The sequence below is a fragment of the Pseudoalteromonas sp. BSi20311 genome (assembly GCF_000239875.1).
In the GTDB taxonomy this organism is placed as follows: Bacteria; Pseudomonadota; Gammaproteobacteria; order Enterobacterales; family Alteromonadaceae; genus Pseudoalteromonas.
The window spans coordinates 1-20,669 of record NZ_BADU01000066.1 but is presented as its reverse complement, the minus strand read 5'-3'; the positions used below and the strand labels follow the sequence as shown (position 1 = coordinate 20,669).

General features: G+C 45.9%; 18 protein-coding genes. 15 read left to right on the top strand and 3 right to left on the bottom strand.

What is annotated here, in order from left to right:
* Positions 1–405: 405 nt before the first annotated feature.
* Complete coding sequence (pyrE, locus tag P20311_RS07380; RefSeq protein WP_008111262.1) at positions 406–1,050, bottom strand: orotate phosphoribosyltransferase; 645 nt, start codon at positions 1,048–1,050, stop codon at positions 406–408.
* A 14-nt stretch (positions 1,051–1,064) separates the two neighbouring features.
* A complete protein-coding gene (rph, locus tag P20311_RS07375) occupies positions 1,065–1,778 on the bottom strand; it encodes a ribonuclease PH (RefSeq protein WP_008111261.1) in 714 nt (237 codons plus the stop codon).
* A 180-nt stretch (positions 1,779–1,958) separates the two neighbouring features.
* Here rph and P20311_RS07370 point away from each other — a divergent pair, with 180 nt between their 5' ends.
* The 15 genes from P20311_RS07370 to P20311_RS07300 all read left to right on the top strand — a co-directional run bounded on the left by P20311_RS07370 (position 1,959) and on the right by P20311_RS07300 (position 18,763).
* Positions 1,959–2,819 carry a YicC/YloC family endoribonuclease gene (locus P20311_RS07370; RefSeq protein WP_008111259.1) on the top strand — a complete coding sequence of 287 codons (861 nt, stop codon included), beginning with the start codon at positions 1,959–1,961 and terminating at the stop codon, positions 2,817–2,819.
* A 315-nt stretch (positions 2,820–3,134) separates the two neighbouring features.
* Positions 3,135–4,385 (top strand): site-specific integrase, encoded by a 1,251-nt coding sequence (locus P20311_RS07365; protein WP_008111257.1) that lies wholly within the window; start codon positions 3,135–3,137, stop codon positions 4,383–4,385.
* Between the two features lies 1 nt (position 4,386).
* On the top strand, positions 4,387–4,725 hold the full coding sequence (locus tag P20311_RS07360) for a hypothetical protein (RefSeq protein ID WP_036984952.1): 339 nt from the start codon (positions 4,387–4,389) through the stop codon (positions 4,723–4,725).
* 191 nt (positions 4,726–4,916) lie between these two features.
* Positions 4,917–5,222: a type II toxin-antitoxin system HigB family toxin gene (locus P20311_RS07355; RefSeq protein WP_008111255.1), complete on the top strand. Its 306-nt coding sequence runs from the start codon at positions 4,917–4,919 to the stop codon at positions 5,220–5,222.
* 99 nt (positions 5,223–5,321) lie between these two features.
* Positions 5,322–5,693, top strand: coding sequence for a type II toxin-antitoxin system HigA family antitoxin (locus P20311_RS07350; RefSeq protein WP_000354813.1), 372 nt, complete (start codon positions 5,322–5,324; stop codon positions 5,691–5,693).
* 25 nt (positions 5,694–5,718) lie between these two features.
* Positions 5,719–8,127 (top strand): DEAD/DEAH box helicase family protein, encoded by a 2,409-nt coding sequence (locus tag P20311_RS07345; protein WP_008111251.1) that lies wholly within the window; start codon positions 5,719–5,721, stop codon positions 8,125–8,127.
* Positions 8,128–8,594: 467 nt separating this feature from the next.
* Positions 8,595–9,281 carry a hypothetical protein gene (locus P20311_RS07340; RefSeq protein ID WP_008111250.1) on the top strand — a complete coding sequence of 229 codons (687 nt, stop codon included), beginning with the start codon at positions 8,595–8,597 and terminating at the stop codon, positions 9,279–9,281.
* A 463-nt stretch (positions 9,282–9,744) separates the two neighbouring features.
* Complete coding sequence (locus P20311_RS07335) at positions 9,745–10,323, top strand: restriction endonuclease subunit S (protein ID WP_008111248.1); 579 nt, start codon at positions 9,745–9,747, stop codon at positions 10,321–10,323.
* A gap of 94 nt (positions 10,324–10,417) precedes the next feature.
* Positions 10,418–10,663 carry a DUF2188 domain-containing protein gene (locus P20311_RS07330; protein ID WP_008111247.1) on the top strand — a complete coding sequence of 82 codons (246 nt, stop codon included), beginning with the start codon at positions 10,418–10,420 and terminating at the stop codon, positions 10,661–10,663.
* A gap of 8 nt (positions 10,664–10,671) precedes the next feature.
* Complete coding sequence (locus P20311_RS07325; RefSeq protein WP_017043881.1) at positions 10,672–10,902, top strand: hypothetical protein; 231 nt, start codon at positions 10,672–10,674, stop codon at positions 10,900–10,902.
* An 81-nt stretch (positions 10,903–10,983) separates the two neighbouring features.
* Positions 10,984–12,618, top strand: a complete 1,635-nt coding sequence (locus P20311_RS07320; RefSeq protein ID WP_008111245.1) for a type I restriction-modification system subunit M — start codon at positions 10,984–10,986, stop codon at positions 12,616–12,618.
* Positions 12,619–12,673: 55 nt separating this feature from the next.
* Positions 12,674–13,519, top strand: a complete 846-nt coding sequence (gene dinD / locus P20311_RS07315) for a DNA damage-inducible protein D (RefSeq protein ID WP_008111244.1) — start codon at positions 12,674–12,676, stop codon at positions 13,517–13,519.
* Positions 13,516–14,745, top strand: a complete 1,230-nt coding sequence (locus P20311_RS07310; RefSeq protein ID WP_008111243.1) for a restriction endonuclease subunit S — start codon at positions 13,516–13,518, stop codon at positions 14,743–14,745. Before dinD ends, P20311_RS07310 begins: the two co-directional genes overlap by 4 nt.
* Positions 14,742–18,017 (top strand): type I restriction endonuclease subunit R, encoded by a 3,276-nt coding sequence (locus P20311_RS07305; RefSeq protein ID WP_008111242.1) that lies wholly within the window; start codon positions 14,742–14,744, stop codon positions 18,015–18,017. Before P20311_RS07310 ends, P20311_RS07305 begins: the two co-directional genes overlap by 4 nt.
* On the top strand, positions 18,017–18,763 hold the full coding sequence (locus P20311_RS07300; protein ID WP_008111241.1) for a M48 family metallopeptidase: 747 nt from the start codon (positions 18,017–18,019) through the stop codon (positions 18,761–18,763). Before P20311_RS07305 ends, P20311_RS07300 begins: the two co-directional genes overlap by 1 nt.
* 142 nt (positions 18,764–18,905) lie before the next feature.
* Here the strand turns inward: P20311_RS07300 and P20311_RS07295 are convergent, their stop codons facing one another.
* The gene (locus P20311_RS07295; protein WP_036984953.1) at positions 18,906–20,648 is read right to left on the bottom strand and encodes a DUF927 domain-containing protein; all 1,743 of its coding nucleotides are present in this window, start codon (positions 20,646–20,648) and stop codon (positions 18,906–18,908) included.
* Positions 20,649–20,669 lie beyond the last annotated feature (21 nt).

The window sequence follows — 20,669 nt, the reverse complement described above, 5'->3', positions numbered from 1 at the left end:
TTGGATATTTGAACGATAGGTGCTAAAAACACAACATAACTATCAACTTATTAACAATAAACGCGTAATTTAAGCCTTTAACCGTTGTATCAACTTGAATAAGCTTTATTAAAACACTCGCAACTAAGATGATCATAATGATCACTAGCAATAATCTACCCGAATAGATCCCATATATGACAAAGCTCGGAAAATAATACGCTGCAGCTAGCATACTGTTAATGTTACTACGGGGAATTGAAGTAGGTAAGAGCTATGCCACAGTATTAATAAAATCACGGCTATTAATAGTGTCTACCTGAAGGTGGCTTTTGTTTATATGTATTAGCAAAGCTTTAATATAAGTAGGAGTTGCTGTTACTCAATTTTAGGCAAAATAAAGCCCCGCATTCGCGAGGCTACTATTTATGCTACACCGTATTGATCTCGGTAAGCTTTTACCGCCGCTAAATGCTCATCCATGGTACCTTGGATCTCAAGGTAACTAATTAAATCAGCCAATTTAACGATAGAAGTAACTTGAGTATCAAAGTCACGTTCTACTTCTTGTATAGCAGAAAGCTCTGCTTTACCTTTTTCTTGACGATCAAGTGCAATTAAAACACCACTTAAATCTGCGCCATTTTCAGCAATAATTTCCATTGACTCGCGAATAGCTGTACCGGCGGTGATCACATCATCAACCAACATGATCTTACCTTTAAGCTCAGATCCAACTAAGCTACCACCTTCACCGTGTGCTTTTTTCTCTTTACGGTTAAAACAATAAGGTACATCTTTATTATAATGATCAGCTAAAGCAACTGCGGTTGTTGTTGCAATTGGAATACCTTTATAAGCAGGGCCAAATAGTACATCATATTCAATTGCTGCATCTTCAAGTGCCGCCGCATAAAAGCGACCTAAGCGCGCCAAATCACGACCTGTATTAAACAAACCCGCATTAAAGAAGTAAGGACTAGTACGGCCAGACTTTAAAGTAAACTCGCCAAACTTTAATACCTGCTTTTCTAAAGCAAACTCAATAAACTCTTTTTGATATTCTTTCATTGCCAGTTACCTATTTATGCTAGTGCTTGCTTTTGTACATCAATAATTTCACGAATTGAATGCTTAGCGAGTGTAAGTAGTTCATCAAGTTCGTCAAACGAGAAAGGTTCACCCTCAGCGGTTCCTTGTACCTCAATAATTTTACCGGTTTCAGTTAAAATTACATTCATGTCAGTTTCAGCGTCAGAATCTTCTAGGTATTCTAAATCGCTAATCGCTTGGCCTTTATATATACCAACAGAAATAGCAGCGATCATATGTTTAAGTGGGTTTGAGTTAATCATCCCTTTTGCACGCATATACGTTAGTGCATCAACAAGCGCAACGCACGCACCACTTATAGACGCTGTACGCGTACCACCATCAGCTTGGATTACATCACAATCAATAGTAATTGTGTTTTCACCGAGTGCTTTTAGATCAATTGCTGCACGTAAAGAGCGAGCAATCAGGCGCTGTATTTCCATTGTACGACCGCCTTGTTTACCTCGCGTTGCTTCACGACTATTACGTGTGTGTGTTGCGCGCGGTAACATGCCATATTCTGCGTTTACCCAACCTTTACCTTGACCTTTCATAAAGCGTGGTACGCCAGCCTCAACTGTCGCAGTACAAAGTACCTTAGTGTTGCCAAACTCTACCAATACTGAACCTTCAGCATGCAAAGTGTAATTACGTGTAAACGTAACCGGTCTAATTTGATTAGGTGTTCTTTCGCTTGGACGCATTGACGATCCCCTTAATTCTGAATTTGCCACATTATATGTTGATGTGAATATAGATGCCATGTTGATTTATATTAAAGTGTGTTTAAAAAACACTCAGCAGTGTTAAATTTTCTTTAGAGCTTGAGCAGTGTTACGGTATAATAATCGTAATATTTTATTTAAAAATGTAGGAAAACATCCATGATCCACAGTATGACAGCTTATGCGCGTCGCGAAATAAAAGGCGAATGGGGCACTGGCACGTGGGAAGTTCGCTCAGTGAACCAACGTTATCTTGAAACCTTTATTCGTGCACCAGAGCAATTTCGTGGCATGGAACCCGTTATCCGCGAGCGTCTGCGTAAGCACTTACAGCGTGGTAAGGTCGAAGTTTTCTTAAAGTTTGTAGCAAACCCTGCACATGTGGGTGAACTATCAATTAATCAATCTCTTGCTGAGCAATTAATTAACAGTGCTAAGTGGGTTCAACAACAAAGCAATGGTGATATTAATCCTGTTGATATTTTACGTTGGCCTGGCGTTATGGAAGCGCAAGAAGTTGATATGGATAGTGTAAATACGGCACTCATTACTGGCCTTGACCAAGTAATTGAAGACTTTAAATCTGCACGTGGTGATGAAGGTGCAAACCTTGAAGAAATGATAGCTACACGATTAACCGCCATTTTAGAACAAGTTGATATTGTTGAAGCACACATGCCAGAAATTACTAAATGGCAACGTGAAAAGTTAGTACAAAAACTTGAAGATTTAACAACAAATATTGATGAGTCACGCCTTGAACAAGAACTGATTTACCTTGCACAAAAGCAGGATGTAGCAGAAGAGCTTGATCGTTTAAAGTCGCACGTTAAAGAAACACGCAAAATTTTGAATAAAGGTGGCGCTTGTGGTCGTCGTTTAGATTTTATGATGCAAGAGTTTAACCGTGAAGCAAATACCCTAGCCTCTAAATCAATCAACAGCGACATCACCAATGCTGCAGTTGAGCTAAAAGTATTGATAGAGCAAATGCGTGAGCAGATCCAAAATATCGAATAGTTTTTTTACCCGTCCAAGAATGTCTTAGAAGCCCTGTTATTTGCTTGTAAATACAGGGCTTTTTTATTTTCCCCGTCCAAATCGGTTTGCAGATGTCCGTTACCAACTACCTGTTTAGTGGTGGGCAGAATGGTGGGCAGTCCCCTCATTTTTGCTCAATAAGCATTTTGCGGTGAGCAAATTGGTGGGCAGTAAGTTACCCAATTTTCGCATTTAACTCGCCACCACAACAGGTTAGCTGCTGATTCAATAAGCAAATCGGTGGTGGGCAGCCATTATTGCCCCCTCCATTATTTCAGCAACTATGGAGTAAACATGGGAAAACTCACAGCAAAACAGGTTATTGCATACAGCAAAGCCGACCCAAAAAAATATTCAGATGGTGAAGGTCTATACTTTTGCGTTCGCAAACAAGGCTCGCCTTACTGGATGATCCGCTACACCACAGCCAAAGGAAGACGAGAAGCAACCTTGGGGCAATTTCCTTTAATGTCGTTGGCAGACGCCAGAATTGCCGCTGCATACTTTCGAAAGGAAGTACGTGACGGCATAGATCCTCTTCTGGAAAAACAGAAAATCGAGTTACCTGACATTGAAACCGTGGATCAACTGTTTCATGACTGGTATCGAACCGATCTGAGTAGACGACTTAAGCATCCCAAGATTCCGTATCGGGTTTACACCAAAGACATAAGCCCAGTCATTGGCATTAAGTGTATTGCTGAGGTGACTGCACGTGACGTGCGGGAGGTGCTAGAGCGCATTCGAGAAAGTAACCGCCCTACCATTGCCAACGATACCTTGATGTACATGAAGCAGCTGTTTCGGCATGCGATAAAGCTCGACTTAACGCTGAACAACCCAGCCGCAGCATTTACCGTAGACGATGCCGGTGGCGTGGAGTCCAGTAAAGACAGGATGCTCAGCAAAGAGGAAATTCACTACGCCTTTAGCGTATTTCATACCCATATCAATAGCTTTGGCCGCGACAACTACCTCACTTGCTGCCTGTTCTTGGTATTGGGCGTGCGCAAAAGCGAATTGTGCGAAGCCATGTGGCGTGAAATGGATTTAACCACAGGCGTATGGGACCTACCCAAAGAACGCAGTAAAACTGGCGTGCCAATTAGCATCCCTTTACCGCGCCAAGCCATTGCTTGGTTTAACGAGCTGCAAATCCGCGCTTGTGGCTCGCCTTATGTTTTTCCAGCCAGACGAGCAAGCCATCGTCCGCATATGGGGCCAGATACGCTGAACCGTGCCATTTCTAAACTCTTTGGTCGAGAACCAGGCCGGAAAAAGCAACCACCCAATAAAATGGGCAAGCTTGAACACTTCACCGTACACGATTTACGCCGCACCTTTCGCAGCCTTGCCGCCTCTTTAGGCATCGCAGGCAACGTGGCCGAACGCTGTCTTAACCATAAGCTAAAAGGCGTTGAGGGCATCTACGACCGCCACGACTACTTTGAAGAGCGCCGTATTGCCCATCAAACAGTGGCTGATGTGATCGAACCACTGGTGAACTTTGAGCACCCTTCACAGCACAACACAGGAGGGCGTTAACATGCAACTGATGATGCGACTCGCCTCCATTACCTTTCCAATAGCCATGCTGGCAGGCCTTGGTTGGTGTATTGGCATTGCCTTACTCGAACAGCCTTATGGTATAGGCTACGCACTTACTCGGTATTGCCTGATGGTACTCGTGGTACTCGCTCCTTGGCTGACGCTAAAACTCACGTTCTACGTGATTGTCAGCCTAGGACGCAAACTGGGGCTCATCTCGCCTGCACGCCCAACGTACAGCCTAGGTTATGAAGAATCTCTCTATTGGTTCAGAGTATTGGCCTTCTTCGATGGCAAACGCAGCCGCATGCCGAAAAGGCCCATCAGGCGAAACTAGCAAGCCATTTGCTCACTTACCGTGGGCAGTTGGGACAATGGGGCAACACTTGATATGCCGAGCTTTAGAGGGTGAATAAGAGGGATTTGAACCGCCCCAAGGAATGGGGCAATTGGGGATGCGGTAAGAACTCCTAACCGCATCAAAATGCCAAACTTGCAAAAGTCCCAATATGGGACTAACATCTGTTTATGAGAATTATCGCACTATCAACCTTAAAAACATTTTGGGAAGACAGCCCAGAATACATTGACGCGAAAGAGCCAACGTTAGCGTGGTATAGGCATGCATTAAATGCTGATTGGGGATCACCGTCGGATGTGAAACAGGACTTTAGAAATGCCAGCATCCTCAAAGATGGGCGTGTCGTGTTTAACATTGCCGGTAATAAATACCGGTTAGTTGTTTGGATCAATTATGCCTACAAGGTGGTTTACATACGTTTTATCGGCAACCATGCACAATACGAAAAATTCGTCGGGAACGAATTTTCATGAGCAACGCGAGCCCGAAGGGTAAGGCTCATGGACGAGCCGAATAAAAAATTGATGTGCAAACGATTTAAAGCCAAAAGGTAGTAACAAGAGGTAAATATAATGGACATCAGACCTATTAAAACAGATGCCGACTACCGCGCGGCATTAAACGACATCGAAAACCTAATGATGGCGGAGCCAGATACCATTGAAGGCGAAAAGCTGGACATTTTGGTTACGTTAGTCGAGGCCTACGAAGCAAAGCATTTTCCAATGGATTTGCCAGACCCTGTTGAGGCAATAAAGTTTGAGATGGAGCGCAAAGGCTTAACCGTTAAAGATCTTGAACCCATGATAGGTAAAAGCAATCGTGTTTATGAAATCCTAAACCATAAGCGATCACTCACGCTAAAAATGATTTGGAAACTTCATGAAGGGCTAGGTATTCCAGCAGAGTCGCTCATCAAACCGCCGCAAGTTCGCGCTTCATAGCGCTGCGCATAAAAATTATGTTGTCATGAATGACGCTCACTACCCAAACATTTCTGCTATTGATAACAGGCTAGCTGAGCTTGAAAACGAAAAGCAGCAGCTTCTCGCATTAAGAGAAGCCTTGCGTAGCGCTCAAAACGAGCGTTCAGTACAGACATTCACGCCAGCACAAAAAGTCGCCCTATTCAGACAACGATTTCGTGGAAGAGAGGATATCTTTGCCAATCGTTGGCAAAACCAACAGGGCCGCAGTGGCTATTCCGTAGCCTGTGATAATGAGTGGGTAAGCGGACTATGCAACAAGCCCCGCATTAAATGCCAAGACTGTTCACACCGAAAGTTTAGCGAATTAAACGAGCACATTATTTACAGGCACCTTGCCGGTCAACAAGTGGTGGGGCTGTATCCCTTACTGAGAGATAATTCGTGCTATTTGTTAGCCGCCGATTTTGACAAAGGCTGTTGGCAAGAAGAAGTCAAAGCAATGTCTAAAGCGTGCCAAGCGTTTGATATTCCCCACGCGATAGAAATCTCGCGTTCTGGCAACGGGGCGCACTTATGGATCTTTTTTGAAACCAATATCCCAGCGAACCAAGCTCGGGCACTGGGTTTCGCTTTACTTGATAAAGCCATGGAAATATTTCCAAATCTATCGTTTGACTCCTATGACAGGCTCTTTCCTAACCAAGATGTCCTTCCGGAAGGCGGGTTTGGCAATCTCATTGCGCTACCACTTCAAAAGGAGGCCCGCCTTTCAGGCCGCAGTTGCTTTGTTGACAGTGACCTGAATGCGATTGACGATCAATGGCGGCACCTTGCAGATCTTAAAACGCTCACGCAATCGAGTATTGATCAACTCATAACAACTATTTCACCCAACACCCTATTACTGTCCGAACAAGGGCTAACAGATAACCGCCCACCTTGGGAAATCACAACCAAAGCCGCACCAATAAAATTAGAGTCTTTGCCGAAAAACGTGACCATTACCTTGGCCAACCATATCTACTTTTTGATGAGCGAGTTACCTGGACCACTACTGGCAGGACTAAAGCGATTAGCGAGTTTTTCTAATCCTGTGTTTTTTAAAACACAAGCGTTGCGCTTTTCAACTCATGGCATTCCAAGGTTTATTTCCTGTGCTCGTATTGAAAACGGTTACCTAGCACTACCGCGTGGCTGTCTCGATGACGCGATTGCTTTGCTACAAGAGCACAATATTTCGCCACTGTTTGACGATAAGCGTGAAACCGGCAAACCATTATTAAAACTTACCCCTGAGTTCACTTTGCGAAAAAACCAGCGTGACGCAGTGGCCGCAATAACTAAACACGACTTCGGTATTTTGCATGCGCCGACTGCATTTGGAAAAACGGTTACTGCCATTGGCATGATCGTAAAACGCAAAGTAAATACCCTAATACTGGTTCATAGCCGACAACTGCTCGAACAATGGCAAGAGCGATTACGCACGTTCCTACCCGAAGTAACCATTGGCAGTATAGGCGGAGGCAAAAGAAAGCCGAGTGGCATTATCGACATTGCCACCTACCAAAGCTTGGTCAATAAAAAAGACAATTCCATCACGCCTCTCATCCAAGACTACGGCCACATTATTGTTGATGAATGCCACCATCTATCTGCGCCAAGGTTTGAAATGGTACTCAACGAGGTAAGAGCAAAGTATGTATTGGGCCTAACAGCAACACCAGAACGACAAGATGGTCATCAAAAAATCATTTTTATGGCGGCAGGGCCCATTCGCTGCAAAGTGAAACAAAGCCCTGATGAGCAATTTACTCAAACCGTGATGATTCATCAGCTCTACGATATACCGCCAGCTGAGCTAATAAAAACAGATGAGCGCCCAAAAATAAGCGATGCCTACCGCTGGCTCGTCGATAATGAGCAGCGCACGTCAAAAATTGTCTCAGACGCCTCTCAGTGTGTTCAAAATGGCGGACACCCGTTAGTCCTTACAGAGCGTAGAGAGCACGCAGAGTACATACACTCACGACTTACCGAGATGGGTATGAGCACTGTCGTACTCAAAGGCGCCATGAAAGCTGCGGAACGCAAGAACGCTGACAATCATCTGCAATCGGCTCAAGTCGTCGTCGCAACAGGAAAATATGTGGGCGAAGGGTTTGACCTGCCAAGACTGGATACCTTGCTTTTGGCCATGCCCATCGCATGGAAAGGCACATTGGCTCAATATGCCGGTCGTATTCATCGTGAATCGGAAGGAAAAACACAAGTCACCATTCACGACTATGTGGACTGCGCCCTCCCTATGCTGCAACGCATGTTTAAAAAACGCGAGAAAAGCTACAAGACAATGGGGTACGCCCTTGAATACTTTGAGGGTAACCGTGACAAGCAACCTTCATTAAAGCTGGAAGACATCTCTTCATCAAATACCAAGCCAAAATAAACAGCAGCACTTCATTAAACACTTCCCCATGCCTTTATACCCATACGCCAAAACCACTATCCGTTTGGCTTTTGGATCGAAACGCCAAACAGGGAAATTAGCCCATTTACTGTTTGGCTTCTCGATTGAAATCCAACGCTGGTAGGCCTTGCCATTACTGGATCAAAGCAAGGTTTGGCACTTTTTGTACCCTAAACCAACCTCGGCATCAAAGTACAAACCGTTTGATTTTTTAAACCCAGAATGCAAACGATCGTTTGGCGTCTCGATTTTTTTGCATTAGTTGAATGCCGCCAAACAGCACCGTATTGGACTATGTATATCAAACAGTTCCGCGCACAGGTCATCATAAAAAACCGATTTGACTGGTTAGTTTGATGGTCATTTCTTTCATCTATTTCACCACCGTGTCTGCACCCGACGACTGAAAATAGATGGCATGAAAAACCAACAAGGTGATAAGTGACGTGTTATGGGCAAGTGCTAACGATTGGGATAGAGAATGGATACAGCAGGTGGTCGCTTTACTGGTTGGGCATAGCGCATTTACCCTCTACCCAGCATTAAGCCAGTGCGATAATGCCGCCGAACGCTTAACCCGCTGGCTGACTTTTCAGTTACAACGCGTTAAACAAGCACACCCAGGCTGCCCGATTCACCAATGGCTGAATAGTATTGGCGCACAAGTGATCGTAGAAAAATGGCAGAGCCATGAGCAATGGCCAAACTTGTATTGGCTGCCTTTACCTGAGGTTGAAGGCCACGCGCAAGGCGGGTTAGTTTTGTTACCAGCACATTTGTTACCGATATATGAGGATGGCACGAGCCAAACCAACAAATTGCTCGCAAACACGCCCGCCAACGCCTGTATCTTTTGGTGCATTTCGCCTTTATCTAAAACAGGAAAGCGCGCTACCTTGCACCCCAAACAGCAAAACCGCGCCTTTTGCCTGCCCAGTACGCCGGAGCAAATAGGAAAATCATGCACAGGGTTATTACTGAGAGGTTTGAAAAAAGAAAGCCAAAAACGAAACGGCAACGTGATCAGCCACCAGATCAACCTAGCGCTGCTGCACCACCTTTGTGGGCCAGAGAATGATGTGTGGTTGGAAGCTAATTTTGGTGCCGTAACTGATTACGGTAGCAAAAATTAGAAGCCTTAAAAACGAGTAACCCCTCGCGGGGCGCTGATCTAACGGGTAGCGGGAGGGGTGTTGTTGACGCGATTTTAATATCAAAAGCGCCAAATAGCTCGATATTTTTGGCTAGAGCGGTCTCTGTTAGGTTTTACTCAGGCTTCACTTTGAACTATTCGGAATTTCCAGATGGTTTCGTCTTGTACAGCTCTACCAGCTTGATTATATGTCTCTTAATATTTAACTCTTTTTTATCAGCAAGATACCTGGTACCGACATAAATGTCGGTACCAGGCAACGACCACTCATCCCTCTCATTACAGCCAGGTATCCGGTCAATTCAAGCATTTCCAAACGCCACACGAAAAACAATTTTACAGTAACGACGTTTTTGCAAAATAAACATTTGACAACTTGAGAATCTCAGCTTAAACTTACTCACAAGTTGCAGAAACGCCATTACAACGCATTTGAGGTAACAATGAAAGTTAATTTGAAAAAAATTGCCTCTGTACAGATGGGACACTCTTTTAGGTCAAAGCTTGAGCCAGACGCTAATGGAAATATCTCTGTTATTCAGATGAAGGATCTTACTGAAGATAACCGAGTTAATGCCCAAGAGCTAGTGCAGATTGCTATGCAGGACTTAAAGGATCATCACAGAGTTAAACATAACGACTTAGCCTTTCGCTCTAGGGGTCAAACTAATACGGCAGCATTGATTGACCAAGAGTTGAGCGATGCTGTTATCGCTGCGCCACTGTTGCGAATTCGAGTTGAGAGTGATTCGGTTATGCCAGCGTATTTATGCTGGTTTATTAATCAACCGACTTCACAAGCAGCATTACAAAGTAAGGCAACAGGAACATCGGTAAGAATGATTGGCAAACCTGCACTTGAGGATCTGGAGATAGTAGTCCCTAGTCTCGATGTGCAGAAAAAGATCATTGAGATTTACCAATTATCCATCAACGAACAGAAGCTAATGAATGCATTAGCAAAGAAAAAGGAGGTGTTAACTGACGCAATATTAATGAATTTAGCAATGAATACCCAGTAGACAAAGCTACTGGGCTTAAACGAACCAAAAGTGCTGCAACACTTTTAGCAAAACTTTAATCCACGTTTCATTTCAAAAAACAGGAGCCGAAATTATGGCAAAGAATACATCATCAAGCAAGGGCAATACCCGACATGTCGTACCACATCCTGATGGATGGGCGAACAAAAAAGGCGGTGCCGAACGCGCTTCAAGCGTACACAGCACCAAACGAGAGGCCGAAGCTACGGCGCGCGAGCAAAGCAAGCGCGAAGGTTCTGAGCTTGTTGTACATGGCAAAGACGGCCAGATACAACGCAAAGATAGCCACGGTAACGACCCAAAAGACATTAAAGGATAGGAGCCCTTATGAGTGATGAATACAAAAAGAAAATAGGTGTACCTGAATCGCATACCCTCAACATCGTAAGTAGCCAGTGGTCGCAAAGAAAGGGCCAAGATACTGATACATACGAATGTGAAGAGCTAAACGAGCAAGGTGACGTCATTGCACGGTACACCATAAAGGACAGTACATCGATTTACCCTCCATTTGGGCGGTCAATTACCTGGACTCAATCAGCCGTACTCGATTCTTAACCTTTTAACTTACAGCCAGCGGGGCGCTATCGGTATAGCCTGCCCCGCCTTATAGACACTGACCAAATTTGAGGAATTTATATGACTAATGATATGAACGACAAGATTCAACAAAAAGACATCAACAATGCAGCATGGGCTGCATGCGATACTTTCCGTGGCGCGGTAGACCCTGCGCAATACAAAGACTACATCCTAGTAATGCTGTTCGTAAAATACATCTCCGATGTGTGGAATGATCACTACGCAGAATATAAAAAGCAGTACGGTGACGACGATGTCCGTATCAGACGTAAGCTTGAGCGCGAGCGTTTTGTACTGCCAATAGTAGAACTCACAGAAGAAGTAGAAGACAAAGCAACCAAAGAGAAGAAAACCGTTGTTACCGACACCTTTTTGGCCAACTACTATTCATTGTTAGAGCGTAAAAACGAACCCAACATTGGCGAGCTGATCAACATTGTTTTAGAGCATATTGAAACCGCGAACAAAGCCAAGTTAGAAGGTGTGTTCCGTAACATCGACTTCAACAGCGAAGCCAATTTGGGTAAAACCAAAGACCGCAACCGCCGCCTAAAAACCTTGCTGGACGACTTCAACAAGCCCGCACTCGACATGAGCCCGTCGCGCGTGTCTGAAGATGTGATTGGTAATACCTACATCTACCTTATTGAGCGCTTTGGTTCCGATGCAGGTAAAAAAGCCGGTGAATTCTACACCCCCCATAAAGTCTCTGAGCTAGTAGCCCGTCTGTCCGCACCAAAATCGGGGGCGCGTATTTGTGACCCTGCCTGTGGCTCAGCCGGTTTATTGATTGAAGCCGCACGCCAAGTGGGCGACCGCAATTACTCACTCTACGGCATGGAAGTCAACGGCAGTACCTGGGCGCTTGCGCGTATGAATATGTTCTTGCACGGCTCAGATTCTGCTCGTATCGAGTGGTGTAACACCCTTACCTCTCCAGCGTTGGTGGAAAATGACAGACTGATGAAGTTTGATAACGTGGTTGCCAACCCACCGTTTTCACTCGACAAATGGGGTTCAGAAGACGTTGAATCTGACAGATACAACCGCTACTGGCGCGGGCTACCGCCTAAATCAAAAGCCGACTTTGCCTTTATCAGCCACATGGTCGAAGCCGCCGTTGAAAAAGAAGGCCGCATTGCCGTAGTGGTGCCTCATGGTGTCCTATTTAGAGGCGCAGCCGAAGGCCGTATTCGTCAACAACTGATTGAAGAAAACCTACTGGATGCCGTGATCGGCTTGCCCGGTAACTTGTTCCCAAGTACTGGCATTCCAGTGGCAATCCTGATATTTGACCGCTCGCGTGAAAAAGGCGGTGCCAATGAACACCGCAAAGACGTGCTATTTGTCGATGCCAGCGGTAAAGACCATTACCAAGCAGGGAAAAACCAAAACATCCTGCTGGATGAACACCTGGACAAAATTGTTGCGGCGGTAACCGCCCGTGAAGAGGTAGAAAAATACGCCCATTTAGCCACTTTTGACGAGATCAAAGAGAACGACTTTAACCTGAATATCCCGCGTTACGTCGACACCTTCGAAGAAGAAGTTGAGATCGATATTGTGGCGGTACAGGCCGAGATCACAGCCCTTGAAAGCGAACTTGCCGATGTTCGCAGCAAAATGGCGGCGCTGTTAAAGGATATCGTGCCTAACGAAGCGCAAAACAACACAACGGAGGTGGCTGAATGAGTATGACAAACAACAACCAATTTGTTGACGCCAACAAAATGGTGGGAGGTGCGCGATGAGTGACAAGCAACTTACCCAACCAGAACACACCAGTTTTGAAAGTATTCGCGTGATTAATGAACAAGGTGGTGAAATTTGGCTGGCCCGCCAGTTAGCCAAGGTATTGGACTATGCCGAGTTCCGTAACTTCTTACCGGTTATAGAGAAAGCAAAAAAAGCCTGTGAAAACAGTGGCCAAGCTGTGGCCGACCATTTCGTGGAGATCCACGAGATGGTCGAAATTGGCTCAGGTGCCCAGCGCAAAATGGACTCGTTTGCCTTGTCCCGTTATGCCTGTTACCTCATTGTGCAAAACGGTGATGCCAGCAAGCCGGTGATCGCCAATGGGCAGACCTATTTTGCTATCCAAACCCGTCGTCAAGAGTTGCAAGACGACACTGGATTCCAGCAACTGAATGAAGACCAAAAACGCCTAATGCTGCGCAATGAATTGGCCGATCACAACAAGCAACTGGCCGCTGCGGCTAAAGATGCAGGTGTTGAAACTAATCTGGACTACGCCATTTTCCAAAACCATGGCTACAAAGGCTTGTATGGCGGCTTAGACAACAAAGCCATTCACCAGCACAAAGGCTTAAAAAAGAGCCAGAAAATCCTCGATCATATGGGCAGTACCGAACTTGCCGCTAACCTGTTCCGCGCCACGCAAACAGAAGAGAAACTAAAGCGTGATCAGGTCAGCAATAAAGCCCATGCCAACCAAACCCATTTTGAAGTGGGTGCAAAAGTGCGCGCCACCATTGAAGAGCTGGGCGGCACCATGCCAGAGGATTTACCAACACCGGAAAAAGGCATTCCCCAGTTGGCGCGTGCGCAGAAAAAGTTGGAGGGGGATCAATGAATAAATCGCCTTGGAAAACCGTAAGATTGGAGAAAGTGGCAGAAATTCAAACCGGAATTTCAAAAAGTGCATCTAGAAAACTAACCGATCCAATCGAAGCCCCATATTTAAGAGTAGCAAATGTGCAAGATGGGCACCTTGACCTTTCGGTCATTAAACATATTTCCATCGAGCGGAAAAACTTAGAACGTTACACACTTAAAACAGGTGATGTACTACTTACCGAAGGAGGTGACTTCGATAAGTTAGGGCGTGGTACTGTTTGGAATAATGAAATTGAATCATGTGTTCACCAGAATCATGTGTTCTCTGTGAGAACCGACGCTTCTGTTTTACTGCCTGAATTTCTAAGCATTCTAACGGCTAGTAGCTATGGAAAACGTTATTTTATTAGCTGCTCAAAGCAAAGTACGAACTTGGCGAGCATTAATTCAACACAGCTTAAACAGTTCCCTGTGCTTCTACCTTCTTTAGATGTACAAAAGTCTATCGTATCGGCGTCAAAGCTTTGGGACAACGCCATTGAAAAAACGGAGGCGTTAATTGCGGCTAAGGAAAAGCAGTTTGAGTGGCTGAAGTCGCAACTTCTTTTAAACAACCCTAAATCAAAACGATGGAACACAAATACATTAGGTGAGTTTATCGTTGAGAAAAAAGAGAAAAGCACTACGCCTGATTTATACCCTTGCTTAACCTCCTCTCGCCGAGGAATTTTTCTGCAAGAGGACTACTTCTCTAAACAAGTAGCAAGCAAAGATAATAGTGGCTACAAGATAATGAGTCGTGGGGACTTCACATTTAGGTCAATGAGTGATGATGGTTTATTTGTATTCAACAAACAAACCATCATCGACAAAGGCTTAATTAGCCCTGCATATGGTGTATTTTCTCCAAAACAAAACATGGACTCTGATTTCTTATATTATTTCTTGAACTCTCCTGCATTTAGGCAAGCTTTATCGCGCGAAGTTCAGGGCGGTACACGTACAGCATTAAAGCTAAACGCTTTGAAGAAATTAGAGGTAAAGATTCCTTGTATTCAAGAGCAAAACGATATCGCCAGCAAGCTTAATATTGCTAAAAAGGAAATTGATTTAGTAAAAGAACTCCTTGAAAAATACCGCAGCCAGAAACGCGGTCTGATGCAAAAGCTGCTTACTGGTGAGTGGCAGGTGAGCAGTTCCCAGCCAGTCGCTGAGGATATGTATCAGGAGGCAAGCGCATGAGCACACCTCCAGTCAATTACGCAGCAAACTCGGAGCCTTCGGGCTTTGAGTTTAACGAAAAGTACTTGTCGCAAATTCCAGCCCTGCAACAGTTAATCAATTTGGGTTATCAGTACCTCACCCCAGAGCAGGCTTTGGCTGAACGAGGTGGGCGCAGTGCCAATGTGATTTTAGAAGGAGTGCTTCGTCAGCAGCTAAAAAAGATTAATCGCATTAACTATAAAGGTGGCGAGTATCTGTTTAGCGAAGAGAACATTCAAACCGCGATCCAAAAGCTCAAAAATATTAAGTTTGATGGCCTGCAAAAAACCAATGAGTCGATTTACGATTTAATCACCTTAGGCTCAGCCATGGAGCAAACCATTGAGGGGGACTCAAAAAGCTTTACCCTCAATTACATTGATTGGAAAAACCCAAGCAACAATAGCTTTCATGTGGTGGCGGAGTTCTCGGTTGAGCGTGCACGCAGCACCGATACCGTGCGCCCCGATATCGTCCTGTTTGTCAATGGTATTCCCTTTAGCGTGATTGAATGTAAATCGCCCAAAGTGGATGTAGAGCAAGCCGTATCACAAAATATTCGTAACCAAGGTGATGACTATATTCCGCGCCTGTTTACTTATGTGCAGCAAGTGTTGGCAGTGAATAAAAACGCCGCCCAATACGCGACAGCAGGCACACCTAAGAAATTTTGGGGCGTATGGAAGGAGCAGGAAGATAAAAGCTCTTTATTCGAGAAGGATGTCGATAAAGGCGTCAATACCTCCTTGAGCGAAGGCACTAAAGCACAGCTATTCAGTGGCGAGTTTGCCGCCGCACGGCCATTTTTTGATGCACTAGAGGCAGAAGGCAAACGCTTGGTGACGGAACAAGACAATGCCATTCACAGCCTGTGCCGCCCAGAGCGTTTATTAGATTTGGTGTATCGCTTTACCCTGTTTGATGGTGGCATTAAGAAAGTAGCCCGCTATCAACAATATTTTGTGATTAAAGCGACGATTGCCCGAATTAAGCGTTTGACCAATAAAGGCAATGGCTCAAAAGAAAACCGCCAAGGTGGTGTTATTTGGCATACCCAAGGCTCGGGTAAATCGCTCACCATGGTGATGCTCACCCGTGCTATGGCACTAGAGCCGCAGCTTATCAATCCACGAATCATTTTGGTTACCGACCGGGATGATCTTGATAAACAACTGGGTAATACCTTTGCGGCCTGTGGTTTAAGCCGCGAACGTGCTACGTCTGGTCGAAACTTAGTTAAGCACCTGAAAAACAAAGTGGGTTTGATCACCACACTGATCCACAAATTTGATAAAGGCTGGGTAGCCGAGAAGTTTGTTGATGAGTCGCACGATATTTTTGTATTGGTCGATGAAAGTCACCGAACCAATTTTGGCTCATTGGCGGCCCGAATGCGCCAAATGCTGCCTAATGCCTGTTTTCTTGGCTTTACCGGTACGCCACTACTGAAAAAAGAAAAGAATAACTTTGCCAAATTTGGTGGCCTGATTGAGCCGCACTATACCATTAAACAAGCGGTTGCCGACGAAGCAGTATTGCCATTGCTGTACGAAGGCCGACATATTGAGATGGAGCAGAATCAGTCGGCTATTGACCTCTGGTTTGAGCGCCACACCGCCGATCTAAGCAAAGAGCAAAAGGCCGACCTTAAAAAGAAATACGCCCGCGCTGAAATGCTAAACAAAGCTGATCAAGTGATATATATGCGCGCCTTTGATATCAGCGAGCATTTTCGTGCCAACTGGCAAGGCACTGGCTTTAAGGCTCAGTTGGTTGCCCCAGGCAAACCGGCGGCATTAAAGTACCAGCAGTTTTTGCAAGAGATTGGCACCGTCACCACAGAGGTAGTGATTTCTGGCCCTGATACCCGCGAAGGTCACGACGAAGTGGACGAAGGACCAACCGATGAGGTAGGTAAATTCTGGGACAAAATGATGAAGCGCTTTGGCTCTGAAGAGGAGTACACCAAGCAAATCATCAATCAGTTTAAATACGGTGATGACCCTGAAATACTCATTGTGGTGGATAAGCTGTTAACGGGTTTTGATGCACCGCGCAACACCGTGCTGTATCTATGCCGAACCCTGCGAGAGCACACGCTATTACAGGCTATCGCTCGAGTTAACCGCCTGTACGAAGGTAAAGAGTTTGGCTATATCATCGACTATGCCAGCGTACTGGGCGAGTTGGATAAAGCCCTAACCATGTACGAAGCCTTTGAAGGGTTTGATGAAGATGACTTAGCAGGCACGCTCACCTCCATTAACGAAGAAGTGTTTAAACTGCCACAGCGTTACTCTGACTTATGGGATTTGTTTAAAGCCGTTAAAAACTCAAAAGACGAAGAAGCCTATGAGGTGTTGTTGGCCGATGACGAGTTGCGTGAAGAGTTTTACGAATGTTTATCGGCATACAGTAAATCTTTAGCCATCGCTTTATCGTCTGAGCAGTTCATCATGAGCTCTGATGAGAAGAAGCTACAAACCTATAAAAACGATTTAAAGCGTTTTCAGAACTTAAAGGCGGCGGTTAAGTTGCGTTATGCCGAGGCGATTGATTATCGCGACTACGAGCCGAAAATTAAAAAGCTGCTGGATACCCATATTCAGGCTAATGAGGTGACTCAGCTTAACGAGCCCGTGAATATTTTTGATGAAAAAATGTTTACCGCTGTGAAAGAAGAACAAGGGGTTTATCAAACCAAAACCACGGCATCAAAAGCGGACACCATCGCCCACGCCACGAAGCGCAGCATTTCGGAGAATATGGATGAAGACCCTGCGTTTTATGAGAAGTTCTCGAAGCTGATCCAAGCCGCCATTGATGACTTTAAGGCCAAGCGCATCTCAGACTTAGAATATCTCAACCGAGTGATTGATATTCGTAACAAAGTGGCCACGAAGCAGCATGATGATATGCCTGATTGCATTCGTGAGAACGACGAAGCGTGTGCCTACTTTGGTTTGATTAAGCCGCAGTTTCAGCAAGTGGCAACACTGAACGAGTTAGATGATGCTCAGCTTGATGCGATTGCGGCACAAACATCGTTAGCGATACAAAAAATCATTGATGCTCATTGGAAAGTTGATTTTTGGGACGATACTGACGTTCAAAAAACGGCGATGAATGATATTGACGATTTTCTTTATGACGAAGTCAAAGAGCAGTACGGCGTGACCCTGAGTCTAGAGCAAATGGACGAAATCATTGAGAAAACCATGCAGGTTGCGAAGCACCGGAGGCATTCTTGATGTCGTCAACCATCAAGCAGGCCGAGATACCAACAGCAAGCGCTGAAAAGCTAGCGGTTGTATACGGAGGGGGAGAAATCCCCTTCCAGCTGGCTTTTTCTAAACGCAAGTCGCTGGAAATATCAGTTCACCCTGATAAATCAGTTTTTGTGAAAGCCCCTGAAGGCACCGACCGTGAGGCCATTGAAGCTAAGGTGAAGAAGCGTGCTCGGTGGATCAAGCGTCAAATTCGCTACTTTGACCAGTTTGACCCAAGAACCCCTTCTCGCAAATACGTAAGTGGTGAAAGCCATTTGTATCTCGGTAAGAAGTATCGGCTAAAAATTGCAGTAGGCACTGACAACGGTGTAGCGCTGAAAGCGGGCTTTTTTTGGGTAACGTCAGCCAATGGTAAACCAGAGCATGTGGAGTCGCTACTTAATGATTGGTATCGAGAAAAGGCCGATTTCCATTTAAATAAGGTGTTTTCGGATTGTTGGGAGAAGTTCAAACATTCAGATGACAGCAAGCCAACCATTAAAATAATGCAACTCAAAAAGCGCTGGGGCAGTCTATCGAAAAACGGAACGCTGACCTTAAACCGCGACTTAATTAAGGCACCGAAAGAGTGTATTGAGTACGTGATCATTCATGAACTGTGTCACCTAGAGCACCACAACCACGGCCCAGAGTTTTATCGTTTGCTCGAACGCTCTCTACCAGATTGGGTGAATCGAAAACATAAACTGGAAATGGCACTGATATAGTCGATACGCTTTATCGAATAGCTAAGTACACAGCCAGTACTCTAGCGGTCTTGTTTGCAATGGACTTCAAACTTAACCCAGTCCATATATTGACTGGCGGTTCACTGCAAGGCGACAAGCCTACACAGAATTCATCGCCTCTTTAGTCATCCAAGATACTGCCTTTAACACAGTACATGCGTGGGCGGGTGTTGTCGGGCAGGCTGACTTTGCGCTGTGGGCGGTTGCCATCGGGGACTAGGTAGCCTGCGGCCATCAGTGCTTTGGCAGCGCGATCTGGGCTTAGGCCTTCGGTGGCTTCACGCCAGCCAGTTGGGTAAAACAGGTAGAGAGTTTGTGGGCCAGTAGTATCAAGCCAACCTGCACGCTGGCGTACTTGACTGCTGTAACCGGTTTGCTTAGGCGTAAAGCGGCTTTCGCCATGCTGCTCAATAAAGCTACGCACCTGGCGAATCGCTTGTTGGTCTTCATTGGCGGCCACACCACCGCGGGCAAGTATCCATTGGTTAAGCTGGCTTAAACAGGCGGCTTCGACATTTTGGGTTGGCCAATCGAGTACTTCGGCTTGAATGGCTAACAGGCCTGCGCTGGCCAGTAAGGCAAATTTTTCGGCAACTCGGCGCACTTGGCCGTCAGCCTCGGGTGGTAAACTGGCTAAAAAGCGTTGGCGTACGTTTTGGAAAACGGGTCGCACCTGCGCGCTGTGCTGCGTTAAATAACGTAACCAGTCCAAGGCCAAGCAGCCGTAGTGTTGGCGACTTTGCTGTTTTAGGTGATCGGCTAAATCGGCGGCATTCATGTCATGGCAATGGTTAAACACGCCCATTTGCGCTCCGGCATCGGCACTGAGATCAATCACGCGCACTTGCTGCCCCGCTTTCACGCGCTTGCCGATACTGGCAAGATGGCTTTCGAGCGTCACTTCACCAGTAGATAAAAACACTAAACGCCAACGGGCGGGTAAGCGCATTTCACCGTATTTGCCTGCACGGGTTTTACCTTGGCCATTGGCAAGCATATAAGCGACATCTCCCGCCTCTTTTGGATCAACTTCGCCCATTTCATCGAGCGCCAGCAAGGCATCGTTATGCGCTAATGCTGTGCCTTCTAAACCGTTGGCCGTGGCACGCCAACTGTGGCGCAGCTGATTAGGCTCGCCCCACACCGATAACGCCGGATACAGCGCTGCGGTTTTACCAGTACTGCTGGCACCGTAGAGGTGTAAACCAAAACCATCCACCCCGCACAAATGCAACAAAGGCGCAGCCAGTGCAGCGCAGACACCAACAATTAATAGCGGGTTATCCAGACAATAGCGGCCAACGTGCTGCCGCCAACTGTCGCTACTTCCGTGTTGAATAAAGCCTTCTATCGGGTGCATGGTTTGCAGCACCATGCGCGGGTTGTTGCTGTGTTCGCTTGGGTAAAAGGTGAGGCGCGGATGCACATAAGCGTGGTGATGCCAGCCAATACAGTTCACGCTAATGGCCTTTTGCGTGGCCAGCTCGCCCATTTGTTGAATAAACAGGGAGAGCAACTGCCGCGCTTTGACACTGTTACTTAGCCGCATGCCTCGGCTGAGTAGGATTCGACGGTACTCGCTGCCGTCTCCTGCTAAGAGTTCTGCGGGCATGGCCCAATAGCGATGGCGATTGTCATCGTCTAACCAGTGCAATAAATAGCCGTAGTTGTCCCCTTGCGGATCGCGAGTACGAGCAGCTACTTGCAACCAAGAGCAGATTTTAACTGGGCTATCTTGCCCTGCCGGTTGCATCACCAGCCAGTTTTGCGCGTTATAGGCAAAACCAGCCGGTAATGTTGGCACTTTGCTATCCATATCACTGGAAGATAGTTGGTTTGATGCTGATGGTTTATCCACGGCCATAAGCAGCACCGATACGGCGGG